This is a genomic window from Streptomyces sp. NBC_01089 (assembly GCF_045162975.1).
Lineage (GTDB): Bacteria > Actinomycetota > Actinomycetes > Streptomycetales > Streptomycetaceae > Streptomyces.
The window spans coordinates 2,340,754-2,354,708 of record NZ_CP108660.1 but is presented as its reverse complement, the minus strand read 5'-3'; the positions used below and the strand labels follow the sequence as shown (position 1 = coordinate 2,354,708).

Here is a 13,955-nt window from a genome sequence, read left to right as displayed (position 1 = left end):
GCCCGGCCTGCGCTCATCTCCCCCCGGCGCCGCAGGACACGGTGGTCCGGGGCGCGGCCCCGGCCCGCTTCCCCCACGGAGCACGCCCTGAACACCGTCCCCGCCGAGATCCTCTCCGTAGCGCTGCTCCTCGGCGTACTCGCCTTCGCCGTCACCCGTCCGCAGGGCCGGCCGGAAGCGGCAGCCGCCGTGCCCGCGGCGGCACTTGTGGTGCTGCTGGGCGCGGTCTCGCCGTCCGAGGCGTGGGACCAGACGCGCACCCTGCTGCCCGTGGTGGCCTTCCTCGCCGCCGTGCTCGTCCTCTCCCAGCTCTGCGCCGACGACGGATTGTTCGACGCCGCGGGCGACTGGGTGGCGCGGGTCTGCGGCGGACGGCCGGTGCGGCTGCTCGGCGGGGTCTTCGTGGTCGCCGCCGTGGTGACCGCCGTGCTCAGCCTGGACGCCACCGTCGTCCTGCTCACCCCGGTGGTCTTCGCGACAGCCGCACGGGTCGGCGCCAGGCCCCGGCCGCACGTCTACGCCTGCGCGCACCTCGCCAACTCCGGGTCCCTGCTGCTGCCTGTCTCCAATCTGACCAATCTGCTGGCGTTCTCCGCGAGCGGTCTGACCTTCACCCGGTTCGCCGGTCTGATGGCCGTGCCGTGGCTGGCGGCCGTGGCGGTCGAATACGCCGTCTTCCGTAGGTTCTTCGCCGCCGACCTGGCCGCGCCCGCGCACATGCCCGACGAGGCGGAGCGGGCCGAGATGCCGGTGTTCACGGTGGTCGTGGTCGCTCTGACGCTCGTCGGCTTCGTGGTCACGTCCTTCGCGGGTGCCGAACCCGTCTGGGCCGCGCTCGCCGGTGTCCTGGTCCTCGGCGTCCGCGCGCTGCGCCGCAGGCGGACCGCCGTCATGGGGCTGGTGCGCGACGCCAACCCGTTCTTCTGCCTGTTCGTGCTCGCTCTCGGAGTCGTCGTGCGGGCGGTCGTCGACAACGGACTCGGCGACGGGATCGGCAAGTTGCTGCCGGGTGGCACCGAACTGCCCGCGCTCCTGGCGGTGGCCGGGGTCGCCGCGGTCCTGTCCAACGCCATCAACAACCTGCCGGCGATCCTGGCGCTGCTGCCGGTCGTCGGCCCCGCGGGACCCGGGCCGGTGCTCGCCGCGCTGATCGGTGTGAACCTCGGCCCGAACCTGACGTACGTCGGCTCGCTGGCGACCCTGCTGTGGCGCCGCATCATGAACGACTACGGACAGGACCCCAGGCTCGGCACCTTCTCCCGGCTCGGCCTGCTGACCGTACCGGCGACGCTGGCCGTGTCGACCGTCGCACTGTGGGGGGCCCTGCGGGTCGTCGGAGCGTGAGTCGGCGCCGTCGGCCTGTGCGGAGGCGAGTCAGCGCGCCGCCCGCCTGTGCGCAGGCGGAGGTATCGCCTCCGGACAGGCGGCGCGGGCGCCGGTCAGCGCAGCCCGATGTCGCCGCGCAGCTGCTCCAGTTCCCGCCGGTCGCGCTTCGTCGGCCGTCCCGTGCCACGGTCACGGACCGGGATGTCGAGCACGGCCTCCCGGGGCGGGGGCGGCGGGCTGTTGTCCACATAGCACTCGGCAGCGACCGGCGGCCCCACCCGCTTGCGCACCAGCCGTGACACCTCGACGATCCGCTCGCGTCCCGCGTGGAACAGCCGCACCTCGTCGCCCGCCTGCACCGCGTGGGCCGGCTTGACGCGCTCGCCGTTGAGTCGGGCATGACCGGCCCGGCAGGCGGCGGCCGCCTGCGCGCGTGTCTTGGTGAGCCGCACCGACCAGATCCAGGTGTCGAGCCGTACGGTCCCCTCTTCAGCAGCCATACCCCGACTTTACGGCCGAGCGCACCCTTGTGACTAACCCCACGAAACAGTCAAAAGATCACGTTTCGATGCCAGAGTGATGCGCCAAAGGGCTGCGCTCTTTACGGTCTATTCCGGATAAAGACTGATGAACCACGCAGGTCGACCCCGAGGGAGCAGTCCGTTGGCAGCCATCGCGCGATGGTGCATCAGGCACCGCCTTCCGACTGTTCTGCTCTGGCTCCTGGCCCTCGGCGGAACCGCAGCGGCCGCGGGCTTCGCCGGGTCCGCGTACTCCAACGACTACGAAGTGCCGGGTACGGAGTCCGGGCGGGCCACCGCCCTGCTCGACCAGGGGTTCCACGGCCAGGGCGGCGACAGCGACACCATCGTCTGGCACACCGCGCACGGCAGCGTCCGCGCTTCGGGCGTCGAGCAGCGGATGTCGCAGACCCTCAACAAGATCGACGACCTCCCCGGGATCTCCTCCGTCGGGGCGCCGCGCATCAGCGCCGACGGACACACCGCCTACGCCGTGTTCACCTTCGCCGCGCAGTCCGACGAGATCCCCGAGCCGCAGGTACGGACCGTGGTCGACACCGCGAAGGCGGCCGAGGCCGACGGACTCCAGGTCGAACTGGGCGGCAGCGCCATCGCGCTCACCCAGACCACCGGGGTCCATCTCAGCGAGGCCATCGGGGTCGCCGTCGCCGCTGTGGTGCTCTTCCTCGCCTTCGGCGCCTTCGCCGCGAGCCTGCTGCCCATCGCCACCGCCCTCGTCAGTGTCGGCACCGCGTACGCGGGCATCGAACTGCTCGGCCATGTGATGACCGTGGCCGACTTCGCGCCGATGCTCGGGATGCTGATAGGGCTCGGCGTCGGTATCGACTACGCGCTGTTCATCGTGACCAGACACCGCAAGGCGCTGCGCCGCGGCCTGCCCGTCGCGGACGCGGTGACCCACGCGGTGAGCACGACCGGCCGCGCGGTCGTCTTCGCCGGGGCGACCGTCTGTATCGCCCTGCTCGGCATGCTCATCCTGCGGCTGGACTTCCTCAACGGCGTCGCCATCGCGGCCTCCCTCACGGTCGTCCTGACCGTGGTCGCCTCGGTGACGCTGCTGCCGGCACTCCTCTCGTACATCGGCATGCGGGCGCTGAGCCGCCGTGAACGGCGACGGCTCGCCGAGCGCGGCCCGCAGCCCGACCCGCCCACCGGCTTCGCCGCCCGCTGGTCGGCCTTCGTGGAGCGGCACCCCAGAGCGCTCGGCGCACTCGCGGCCGCGGTGATGCTGGTCCTCGCGCTGCCGACCCTCGGCCTCCATCTGGGCACATCCGACCAGGGCAACAGCCCGGCGGGCTCGACCACCCGCAAGGCGTACGACCTGATCGGCGAGGGGTTCGGGCCGGGCGCCAACGGCCCGCTCACCCTGGTCGCGAAGCTGGACGGGGCGGGAGACCGGGTGGCGCTGGACGAGCTGCCGGCCCGGCTGCGTACGACCGAGGGTGTCGCGTCCGTGAGCCCGGTCAGCTACAACGGCAGCGGCGACACGGCCTTCGTGACGGTCGTCCCCGACTCGGCCCCGCAGTCGCAGAAGACCAGCGACCTCGTCGACCGGCTGCGTACGGAGGTCCTGCCCCGGGCCGAGAACCGGACCTCGCTCGCCGTCGAGGTCGGCGGTGTCACCGCGAGCTACGACGACTTCGCCGAGGTGATCATCGGCAAACTGCCGCTGTTCGTCGGTGTGGTCATCGCGCTCGGCTGTCTGCTCCTGCTGCTGGCGTTCCGCTCGATCGGTATTCCGCTGAAGGCCGCCGTGATGAACGTGGCCGCGGTGGCGTCCGCCTTCGGCGTCGTCGTCGCGGTCTTCCAGTGGGGCTGGGGGAGCGAGCCGCTCGGGCTGGGCAGCGCGGGACCGATCGAGCCCTTCCTGCCGGTGATCATGGTCTCGGTGCTCTTCGGGCTCTCCATGGACTACCAGGTGTTCCTGGTCAGCCGGATGTACGAGGAGTGGCGCGAGACCGGCGACAACCGGCGGGCCGTCCGGGTGGGCCTCGCCGAGACCAGCCGTGTGATCAACTCGGCGGCCGTCATCATGATCTCGGTCTTCCTCGCCTTCGTCCTCAGCGGCGACCGGGTCATCGCGATGTTCGGGATCGCACTCGCCGCGGCTGTCGCGCTCGACGCCTTCGTGCTCCGTACGCTCCTGGTCCCCGCGCTGATGCACCTGCTGGGCCGGGCGAACTGGTGGCTGCCCGGCTGGCTGGACCGGCGGCTGCCCCGCATCAGCATCGAGGCGCCCGCCCCGGGAGCCCGTGCGAAAATCCCTCCGAAGCGCACACCTGTGGTGGAGCCGGAGCGCACACCCGTGATGAAGCAGATCAAGCAGATGAAGCAGTTGGAGAAGCTGGGGCCGTTGGACCAGCTCGAGGAGGAGCATGTTCGCGATATCGCTCGGTGACGGAGCGGAGCTGGGGCTCCTGGAGCCTTGGCAGGCCGGGGACTATCTGGCCCACATCGACCGGGGGCGCGAGTTCATCGGCCAGTACATCGGGCTCGCCGACGCGGCCGAGGATCTCGCCGAGGCGCGTGCGTTCCTCCAGTCGTACGCGGACAGGCAGGCGGCGGACACCGGCCGGATCTTCGGCATCCGGCTGGACGGCACGCTGGTGGGAGGGGTGCTGTTCCCGCACTTCAACGCCGCGACCGGCTGCTGCGAGGTCGGCTGCTGGCTGGAGCCCGCAGCGGCGGGCCGTGGGCTGGTCACACGCGCCGCCCGGCTGCTGATCGACTGGGCGGTGGACGAGCGCGGTATGCACCGCGTCGAGTGGCATGTCGACCCGGAGAACACCGGCAGCATCAACGTCGCGAAGCGGCTGGGAATGGTGCGCGAAGGCGTACTGCGGCAGAACCATCCCCATCGGGGAACCCGGCACGACACCGAGGTCTGGTCGGTCCTGGCCGACGAGTGGAAGACACACAGAGAGCATTAAGCCGACTCTCAGAAAGCACCCCTAGCGTGCGCCGTATGAACGCCACCACCAAGACCGACACGACCGACGACTCCGCCGCCAAGGTGCAGGACGCCGAGGCCGATGAGGCCGCGGCGGAGGCGACCGCTGAGGACACGGACACCGACATCGACGCGGACGACGCCACGGCGGAAGCCGCAGCCGAGGAAGAAGCCGCGGAGGCCGAACTGGCCGGCGGCAGCCCCGCTGCCGCCCGCTCCGGGATCGGCACGGGCGCGGCGGCCGTCGTCGCCGCCGCGCTGGGCTTCGTCGGGCTCTCCGGCAGCTGGATGGGCAAGGTGCTCTCCGAGCGCGAGACCCTGACCGGCCAGCTGAAGCTCTCCCAGAGCGCCAGCGCCTCCCAGCAGATCCACGAGGTCTACGCCGACTCCTGGCACACCACCGCCCTCGTCAACGGCGTCTTCGCGCTGCTGGCGCTGGTCGTCGGCGCCCTCGTACTGGCCCGCCCCTTCTTCAGCTCGCCCGTCCGCCCGCAGGCGGTCTGGGTCCGTGCCGTGGCCTGGGGCGCCGTCGGTGTCGCCGTCATCGGCCTGATCGTCGCCGTCGGTATGTACTTCGACCTGTTCGCCGCGCTGCCGACCGCTCCGGCCACCGCGCCCGCCCCGACCCAGTAGGACCTGAGCGACCTGGTGCCCGATGAACGGTGGACCTGCCGGTGTGGCAGGCCGCCGTTCGTCGGGCATCAGGTCGTTACGGGGCCCGGCCGGTTCACAGCTGGTTCGGCCCGGCCGCTCCATCAGCCGACAGCTGACAGCCGGCAGAGATCACCCTGGGGCAGTACTTCCTCGTAATATGACGCGCCACGCACCGGGCGTATCCCGTGATGACAGCACAGACTCTTGACCGGACAACGGAAGCAGGAGTGAACTCACGGGCCACCGTGACCCCAGCACGGAAGGTGTGCCGCACATGCGAATCGCAGCTATCGGTACCGGCCGGATCGGCGTCTTCCGCGCCGGTACGCTCGCCGGTCTTCCCGTCCTGTCCGGCGCCCTCGTGCGCACCGAGGAGGTGGCGGCATGGGAGAAGGCGGCCGCATGATGAGGGTGGCCGGCGCCCCCATCTCGTGGGGGGTGTGCGAAGTGCCGGGCTGGGGACACCAGATGTCCGCCTCCCGGGTGCTGGACGAGATGCGGGAAGCGGGCCTGACAGCAACGGAGTTCGGGCCCGAAGGGTTCCTCCCGGCCGACCCCGCGGAGCGTGCCGCACTGCTGGCGGGGCATCAGCTCTCCGCGGTCGGTGGCTTCGTGCCCGCCGTACTGCACGAGAGCGGCCACGACCCGCTCCCCGGCGTGGAGCGGGCGCTGAACGGATTCGGGGACGCCCGCACCCTGGTCGTCGCCGCGGCCACCGGCGCGGACGGATACGACTCGAAGCCGCACCTGGACGGCGACGGCTGGCGCACCTTGCTGGCCAATCTCGACCGGATCGTCAGCCGTGCCGCGCGGGCCGGGGTGGAGACGGTGCTGCACTCGCACGTCGGCACCATGGTGGAGGGCCCCGACGAGATCGACCGGGTGCTGGACGGGTGCGGGGTCCCGCTCTGTCTGGACACCGGACACATGCTCGTCGGCGGCGCAGATCCCGCCGGGATCGCCCGCCGGGCGCCGGAGCGGGTCGCGCACGTCCATCTCAAGGACGTGGACGCCGGTCTGGCCCGGCGGGTGCGGTCCGGGCGGACGGCCTACACCGACGCGGTGCGCGAGGGGATGTACCGCCCTCTCGGGGCGGGTGACGTGGACATCGAAGGCATCGTGGACGCCCTGAGCACGTCCGGCTACGCGGGCTGGTACGTGCTGGAGCAGGACACCGTACTGGACGGGGAACCACCCGCGGGCCAGGGCCCGTTGACCGATGTGCGGACCAGTCTGGACTATCTGTCCCGGCTCGCCCGATGACCGGCGTGGCCGAGCACCACCCGGCCGGGGCGGTCCAGCATGCGTGACGCGGCCCTGCGGTCCCTCATCGAGACCAGGGCGCGCCACCCCGAGGCGGTGCTCGACGCCGCACGCGGCAGGCAGCGCTGCTCGCTGCTCGGCGACCGCGGCCGGCTGATGCTGGTCGCCGCCGACCACCCCGCGCGCGGTGGGCTGAGCGTCGGCGGCCGGGCGGACGCCATGGCCAACCGGGCGGATCTGCTGGACCGGCTGATGACCGCCCTGGACCGGCCCGGCGTGGACGGCGTGCTCGGAACCCCGGATGTGCTGGAGGATCTGCTGCTGCTCGGCGCCCTGGAGGGGAAGGTCGTCATCGGCTCGATGAACCGCGGTGGCATCCCGGGCACCGCGTTCGAGATCGACGACCGGTTCACCGCCTACGACGCGCAGGCCATCGACGCGATGGGCTTCAACGCGGGCAAGATGCTCCTGCGCATCGACCCCACCGACCCCGCATCGGTGAGCACACTCAGCGGCTGCGCCGAAGCCGTGTCGGAACTGGCGTCCCGCCGGCTGATGGCGATGATCGAGCCGTTCTGGGTGCGCCGCCTCTCCGACGGCAGGACCGTCAACGATCTGCGGCCGGAGGCGATGATCCGGGCGATGGCGGTCGCGCAGGGCCTGGGCCGCACCTCCGCCTACTCGTGGCTGAAGGTACCGGTCGTGCCCGACATGCAGCGGGTCATGGAAGCGTCCACCCTTCCCGCGCTACTGCTGGGCGGCGATCCGGCCGGAACCCCGCAGGAGACCTACGCCGCCTGGCAGGAGGCACTGCGACTGCCCACGGTACGAGGGCTGGTGGCGGGCCGGGCACTGCTGTATCCGCCCGGCGACGACGTGGCCGGCGCGGTGGACACCGCCGTCGGTCTGCTGTGAGGGGAGCCGAAGCGACTGCGGCAGCAGGGAAGTGAGTACGCCGACAGTGAAGTGAGTACGGCAATGAAGTGAGTACGGCCGCGAAGTGAGTACGGAGTCGACGTGACCAACTGGCCGTCGGCTCCGGGTAAGGCGTCATGGCCGTGGGCTAAGTCCCTCTCGGCCCTGAGGATATGGCACTCGCCCCATGTGGCGGACCCCCCTGGGAGACCAAGGTGGAGGGACCGCAGGAAGCCGCGACCGGCTTCCGTCACAGGGGAGAACACGATGATCCAGCTCGATCTCCAGAAGGCCCACGCCGCCGAACTCGCCCGCAGGGCAGAGGCCGGGCGGCTCTCCGGCCAGGCACTCAGGGCCCGCAGGGCCGCCCGCCGTTCCGGGCGGCACGATACGCGGGGGGCGGTGAGATCGCTCCGCGACCGGTTCGTCCGCGCTGCCTGATGAACGGCGCCAAGCCGCGTACGAGCAGCGAGGCAGGGGCAGCGGCAGAGGCAGGCAGTGGGGCGGGGGAAGCCGCACCGGCAGGCGGCGCCCGTAAATCGGGTGCCGCGCTGTCGGACCGCTGTGCGATGCTCGGCGCTGTGGAGTCCACCTCAGTCAGCCCCGTGTTCGTCGGCCGAGCCGAAGAGTTGGCCACCCTCGGAGAAGCGCTCTCCCGTGCCATCGGAGGGGAGCCGCAGGCGCTGCTCATCGGCGGGGAGGCCGGTGTCGGCAAGACCCGGCTCGTCGAGGAGTTCATCGAGACGGCCGGCCGCGCGGGTGCCGTCGTCACCGTCGGCGGCTGTGTCGAGATCGGCGCCGACGGCCTGCCGTACGCCCCGTTCTCGACCGCGCTGCGCGCGCTGCGCCGTCAGCTTCCCGACGAGACCGACGCGGCGGTCGAGGGCCAGGAGGGCGAACTGGCCAGGCTCCTGCCCGAACTGGGCGACACCAGCCGCCAGGCGCACCACGAGGACGGCACGGCCCGGCTCTTCGAGCTGACGTCCCGGCTCCTCGAGCGGATAGCCGCCGACCGTACGGTGGTGCTGGTCCTGGAGGATCTGCACTGGGCCGACGCGTCGACGCGCCATCTCCTCGCCTATCTCTTCCGGACCCTGAGCAGGGGCCGCCTCGTGGTCGTCGCCACCTACCGCGCCGACGACATCCACCGGCGCCACCCGCTGCGGCCCCTCCTGGCCGAACTGGACCGGCTGCGCACCGTCCGCCGGATCGAGCTGGCCCGTTTCACCCGGTCCGAGGTGCGCCTCCAACTGGCCGGTATCCTCGCCGCCGAGCCGGAGGCCGCACTGGCCGACGAGATCTTCGCCCGCTCCGACGGCAACGCCTTCTTCGTCGAGGAGCTTGCCGTCTGCAGCGGCACCTGTTCGGTCTCCGGGATCAGCGACTCACTGCGCGATCTCCTGCTGGTCCGGGTCGAGGCACTGTCCGACCACGCCCAGCGCGTCGTCCGGTTCGCAGCCGAGGGCGGCTCGACCGTCGAGTACCCCCTTCTCGCCGCCGTGACCCGGCTCTCCGAGGACGAGCTGATCGAGGCGCTGCGGACCGCGGTCGGGGCCAACATCCTGATCGCGGCGCCGGACGGCGCCGGCTACCGCTTCCGCCACTCGCTGGTGCGCGAGGCCGTCAGTGACGATCTGCTGCCGGGCGAGCGCTCCCGTATCAACCGCCGCTGCGCGGAAGCCCTGGAGGCCGACCCCTCGCTCGTACGGGCCGACGCGCGCACCACGCGGCTGGCCGGTTACTGGTACTACGCGCATGACGCGGCGAAGACCCTGCCCGCCGTGCTGCTGGCGTCGGCCGAGGCACGCCGGCGCCATGCCTACTCCGAGCAACTGCGGCTCCTGGAGCGGGCGATGGAGGTCTGGGACAGTGCCCCGGCCGAGGTGCGTGATGCGCTGCGGCCAATGGATTCCGCCGATGCCTACCCGGCCGGCGGATGCACGACAGGCCAGGTCGGGCCTCCCGCGCTGCGCTATCTCGACCTGCTCGCCGAAGCGGTGGTGGCGGCGCGCTGCTGCGGTGAGCGCGAACGGTCCCTGAAGATCGCCAAGAAGGCCCTGCGCCTCATCGACGGTGGCGCCGACGACGCACTGCGCGCCGCGTGGTTCTGGACCGAGCGGGCCAAGCTGGAGCAGAGCCTGGCCCGGGGCAACGGCTGGCGCGAGATCGCCACCGCCCAGGAGCTGGTACGCGGGCTGCCGCCGTCGGCAGTCCACGCCCAGGTGCTCGCCACCGCCGCGGGCTGGGCGATGCTCCATGAACCGGGGCCCGACAGCCTGCTGGCGGCCGAATGCGCCGTGGACTACGCCCGGCTGGTGGGCGCGGAGGAGATCGAGCTGAGCGCCCGCCTTACCCTCGGCGGCCTCCTGATCGACTCCGGCGACATCGATACCGGGCTGACCACCATGCGGGCCGCCCTCGAGCGCACGGCCGAACTCGGCCTGGTCGCCGACGCCTGCCGTGCGCACACCAATCTGATGTCGCACCTGGAGGCCATCGGCCGCTCCGCCGAGGCGGTCGACGTGGGGGCCGCCGGGACCGCCCTCGCGGGCAAGTACGCCCTGCGGGACCACGAGGCGTGGGTCCGCGGCAATATGACCGACTCGCTCTTCGCCCTGGGCCGCTGGGACGAGGCGTCGGCCTGCGCTCAATGGGTCCTCCGGTGCGGGCAGAGCGCCAAGCCCCTGGGGAACGTCTGCCTGCGGCTTGTCGATATGGCGCTGCTCCGCGGGGAGCAGGACGAGGCGGCCGGACACCTCGCCTCCGCCCATGCCCACTTCGGCACCCATGACCCCATGCCCCAGCACTCCATCCCCCTGGCCAGGCTCAGCCTGGCGACCCTGGCCGCCCGCGGCAGACTGGACGAGGCCCGTGAGGTCCTCGCCGGGGCCGTGGAAGCCGGTTTCCCTCCCGGTACCCAGCGCTACGGCTGGCCCCTGATACTGGCGGCCGCCACCGCCGAGGCCGACACCCGCGGCCTGCCGGCCGCCGAACCGGGCCGCACACAGGCCCTGACCCTCATCCGCTCGGTGGCCAAGCGGATGGCCACCCCCGTACCGCTCTGGCATGCCTACGCCCTCCATGTCAGCGCCGAGCTGGCCCGAGCCGACGGCCTCGATCTGCCCGAGCACTGGAACGCCGCCGCCGACGCGCTGGAGCCGCTGGAACGCCCCTACGAGCTGGCGCAGGTACACCGGCACTGGGCGGCCGCCCTGCTCGCACACGGCGCGGACCGGGAACACGCGGCGGAGCTGCTCCGCGCCGCCCTCGCCACGGCCGACCGGCTGGGCGCCCGGCCGCTCGCCGAGGAGATCCGGCTACTCGCGCAGCGCGCCCGGCTCCCGCTCACGGAAACCACGGGGCACCACCGCGCCACCGCACCGGAAGACGTACGCAGCCCGGTCGACGACTTCGGCCTCACCAGCCGTGAGCAGGACGTCCTGCGCCTGGTCGCCGCGGGCCGCACCAACCGCCAGATAGCCGAGACGCTGTTCATCGCCCCCAAGACGGCGAGCGTGCATGTCTCCAATATCCTGGCCAAGCTCGGTGTCACCGGCCGGGGCGAGGCGGCCGCGCTGGCCCACCGGCTGCATCTCTTCACCGACGCGGCGGGGTATGTCTCCGGGGCCGCGGAGACTCCCGAAGCCGTCGTTCAGGAGGCTGTCTGAGCCCGGTCCTGGCCCTGGTCCCTGCCCTTGCCCTGGCCCCGGTCTTGGCCCCGGCCCTTGCCTTGGCCCCGGTCCCGGGCCTGGTCCTCTTGGCCTTGACCCTTCCGGCCTTGATCCCTCTGCTCTTGGTGCGGGCTCTGATCCTGGGACCGGATGATGACTGTGCCCGAGTCCAGATCTATCGGGCCGCGGCCCGGATCGCCGTCGTTGAGGTCGACGCGGGACAGCTCCAGCCGCTTGTTCTCGTCCTCGGTGTGTTTGCGTCCGGGTGCGAAGAGCTGCTCTATCAGGTTGAACATCAGACCCCCTGTGACGAGCCCCGGCTCGGCTCCCGTGCGGTGAGCCCACCCCAGCGTAACCCTCGCTACTTCACCTCCAGCTGAAGGATCCGGTCGTCCCCGGCCTTGGGCCTGCCCCGGGAATCGGTGTTGCTGGTGACCAGCCACAGCCTGTCGCCGCCCGCCGAGACCACTGTGCGCAGCCGCCCGTACTTGCCCTGCAGGAAGGCTTGCGGCTGAGCGGACGGTTCGGCCCCGTCGAGCGGGATCCGCCACAGCCGCTCACCTCGCAGGGAAGCCATCCATATGGATCCCTCGGCAAAGGCGATCCCGCTGGGTGAGGAATCCGCCGGTTTCCACTGCTCCACCGGGTCGGTGAAGCCCGGTTTCTTCGCCTTGCCCTCCACCTCGGGCCAGCCGTAGTTCTTGCCGGGGCCGATCAGGTTCAGCTCGTCCCAGGTGTCCTGGCCGAATTCGCCGGCCCACAGCCGCCCGTCCTTGTCCCAGGCCAGCCCCTGCACATTGCGGTGGCCGTAGGAGTAGACGACGGAGTCCGCCCAGGGGTCCCCGTGGACCGGCTGACCGTCCGGTGTCATCCGGAGGATCTTGCCGCCCAGTGACTTCTTGTCCTGCGCCAGGCCCCGGTCGCCCGTTTCCCCCGTGCCCGCGTAGAGCATCTTGTCCGGCCCGAACGCGATCCGGCCGCCATTGTGCAGGGTCCCCTTCGGGATGCCCTTGAACACGGTGTCCGGTGCCCCCAGCTGCTGCCCTGGCGGCTGCTTCTCGTCGTAGAACATGCGGGCGATGCGGTTGTCGGACGTGGTGCTGAAGTACGCGTAGACCAGGTGGTCGGAGGCGTACGAAGGGGAGACAGCTATCCCCAGCAGCCCGCCCTCACCCGCCGGCGCGACCCCCGCGACCTTCCCGAGCACGGTCTTCCGGCCGGTATCCGCGTCGACCTTGGTGATCGTCCCCCGGTCGCGTGAGGAGACCAGCAGGTCCCCCTCCGGGAGCACCGCCACCCCCCACGGCGAATCGAGGCCCGTGGTGAGCGTCGAGACGACCTTCACCGCCCCCTCGGCCGGTGGCACGGACCGGGAAGGAGAGGGCGAGGCGGACGCGGCCGTGTGCGGCCCGGGGGCGCGGGCCGTGCCGAGGGGGCTGCCGCCGTCCCCGGACGAGCACCCCACGGCCGACAACAACAGGGCCGAGGCCAACACGGCTGTCACAGCTGGACGTTGCGCAGTTGGACGTTGCACGGTTCCGATCCCTTCGACGACGGCACAGCTACTGTTCATACACCGCAGGTCCGCCGCCGGTTCCCGTTCACGCCCGGCAGTACACGATCCAGGACGGCTCAGTCCCAGGAACCCCGTGCGGGCGGCAGCGCCGCGATTTCCCCGAGATCCTCCGCCGTCGGCACCACTTCCGCGGCGCGGGCGTTCTCCACCGCCCACCGCTCCTGCTTGGTGCCCGGCACCGGCACCACATGCGGCCCCTGCCGCAGCACCCACGCCAGCGCCACCTGGGCCGGCGTCGCCCCGTGCCGCTCCGCGACCCGCCGCAGCCCCGCCACCACCGGCTGGTTCGCCGCCATCATCTCGGCCGTGAACCGCGGATGCCTGGCCCGCACATCGTCCGGCTCGAAGCCCTGCCCCGGGGTGAGCGTGCCCGTGAGGAAACCGTTCCCCAGGGGCATCGCCGCCAGAAAGCCGACCCCGCGGGACTCGCACCACGGCAGCAGCGAATCGAGGGCGTCACGGGACCAGACGGAGAGCTCGGCCTGTACCGCGCTCACCGGGAACACCTGCTGCACCCGGTCCAGTTGCCCGACCGTCGCGTCATGCAGGCGCGCGCCGGAGCGCCTGGAGGCGCGGGCGCCCACCGCGCAGAACCCGAGCGCCCGCACCTTCCCCGCAGCGACCAGTTCGGCCATCGCCCCCCAGGTCTCCTCGACCGGCACCTCGGGGTCGGCCCTGTGCAGCTGGTAGAGGTCGATCACATCGGTCTGCAGCCGCCGCAGCGAGGCGTCGCACGCCCGGCGTATGTACCCCGGCCTGCCGTTGGCCACGATGTGCTGTTCGCCCGCCAGGAGGCCACACTTGGTGGAGAGAAAGGCATCGGCCCTTCGCTCCTTCAGGATCCGCCCCAGCAGCAGTTCATTGGTGAAGGGACCGTACATATCGGCTGTGTCGAGCAGGGTCGAACCGGCGTCGAGTGCGGCGTGCACGGTACGCGACGAACGGTCCCCGCGCTGCTGAGATCCGGTGTAAGCCCAGCTCATCGGCATGCAGCCGAGCCCGATGGCGCCCACTTCGAGCGCTGCCGCCCCGATTGTCCTGCGCTCCACTTGGCCGCG

Annotated in this window: 13 protein-coding genes; 9 read left to right on the top strand and 4 right to left on the bottom strand. The window is 71.7% G+C overall.

The genetic code is table 11. From position 1 onward, the window contains the following. Positions 1–87 precede the first annotated feature (87 nt). Positions 88–1,344, top strand: coding sequence for an SLC13 family permease (locus OG510_RS10305; protein ID WP_406142353.1), 1,257 nt, complete (start codon positions 88–90; stop codon positions 1,342–1,344). A gap of 95 nt (positions 1,345–1,439) precedes the next feature. Here OG510_RS10305 and OG510_RS10300 read toward each other — a convergent pair whose 3' ends face one another. After that, on the bottom strand, positions 1,440–1,826 hold the full coding sequence (locus OG510_RS10300) for an RNA-binding S4 domain-containing protein (RefSeq protein ID WP_406136488.1): 387 nt from the start codon (positions 1,824–1,826) through the stop codon (positions 1,440–1,442). A 163-nt stretch (positions 1,827–1,989) separates the two neighbouring features. Here OG510_RS10300 and OG510_RS10295 point away from each other — a divergent pair, with 163 nt between their 5' ends. The 8 genes from OG510_RS10295 to OG510_RS10260 all read left to right on the top strand — a co-directional run bounded on the left by OG510_RS10295 (position 1,990) and on the right by OG510_RS10260 (position 11,318). Beyond that, complete coding sequence (locus tag OG510_RS10295) at positions 1,990–4,266, top strand: MMPL family transporter (RefSeq protein WP_406136486.1); 2,277 nt, start codon at positions 1,990–1,992, stop codon at positions 4,264–4,266. Further along, a complete protein-coding gene (locus OG510_RS10290) occupies positions 4,244–4,798 on the top strand; it encodes a GNAT family N-acetyltransferase (RefSeq protein WP_406136485.1) in 555 nt (184 codons plus the stop codon). The genes OG510_RS10295 and OG510_RS10290 overlap by 23 nt, the downstream gene beginning before the upstream one ends. A 35-nt stretch (positions 4,799–4,833) precedes the next feature. Then, positions 4,834–5,451, top strand: coding sequence for a hypothetical protein (locus OG510_RS10285; protein ID WP_406136483.1), 618 nt, complete (start codon positions 4,834–4,836; stop codon positions 5,449–5,451). Between the two features lie 295 nt (positions 5,452–5,746). Continuing rightward, a complete protein-coding gene (locus OG510_RS10280; protein ID WP_406136481.1) occupies positions 5,747–5,878 on the top strand; it encodes a hypothetical protein in 132 nt (43 codons plus the stop codon). Further along, the gene (locus tag OG510_RS10275; protein WP_406136480.1) at positions 5,875–6,735 is read left to right on the top strand and encodes a TIM barrel protein; all 861 of its coding nucleotides are present in this window, start codon (positions 5,875–5,877) and stop codon (positions 6,733–6,735) included. The genes OG510_RS10280 and OG510_RS10275 overlap by 4 nt, the downstream gene beginning before the upstream one ends. Before the next feature lie 39 nt (positions 6,736–6,774). Further along, positions 6,775–7,650 (top strand): deoxyribose-phosphate aldolase, encoded by an 876-nt coding sequence (locus OG510_RS10270; RefSeq protein WP_406136479.1) that lies wholly within the window; start codon positions 6,775–6,777, stop codon positions 7,648–7,650. A 267-nt stretch (positions 7,651–7,917) separates the two neighbouring features. Then, positions 7,918–8,091 carry a hypothetical protein gene (locus OG510_RS10265; protein WP_406136478.1) on the top strand — a complete coding sequence of 58 codons (174 nt, stop codon included), beginning with the start codon at positions 7,918–7,920 and terminating at the stop codon, positions 8,089–8,091. Positions 8,092–8,219: 128 nt separating this feature from the next. Beyond that, positions 8,220–11,318 carry an AAA family ATPase gene (locus OG510_RS10260; RefSeq protein ID WP_406142352.1) on the top strand — a complete coding sequence of 1,033 codons (3,099 nt, stop codon included), beginning with the start codon at positions 8,220–8,222 and terminating at the stop codon, positions 11,316–11,318. Here the strand turns inward: OG510_RS10260 and OG510_RS10255 are convergent. The 3 genes from OG510_RS10255 to OG510_RS10245 form a co-directional block, all read right to left on the bottom strand. Further along, positions 11,303–11,617 (bottom strand): DUF6191 domain-containing protein, encoded by a 315-nt coding sequence (locus tag OG510_RS10255; protein WP_406136477.1) that lies wholly within the window; start codon positions 11,615–11,617, stop codon positions 11,303–11,305. The two genes, OG510_RS10260 and OG510_RS10255, sit on opposite strands and share 16 nt — an antisense overlap. Before the next feature lie 65 nt (positions 11,618–11,682). Next, positions 11,683–12,894, bottom strand: a complete 1,212-nt coding sequence (locus OG510_RS10250) for a PQQ-dependent sugar dehydrogenase (RefSeq protein ID WP_406136475.1) — start codon at positions 12,892–12,894, stop codon at positions 11,683–11,685. Positions 12,895–12,953: 59 nt separating this feature from the next. Further along, complete coding sequence (locus tag OG510_RS10245; protein WP_406136474.1) at positions 12,954–13,946, bottom strand: aldo/keto reductase; 993 nt, start codon at positions 13,944–13,946, stop codon at positions 12,954–12,956. Positions 13,947–13,955 lie beyond the last annotated feature (9 nt).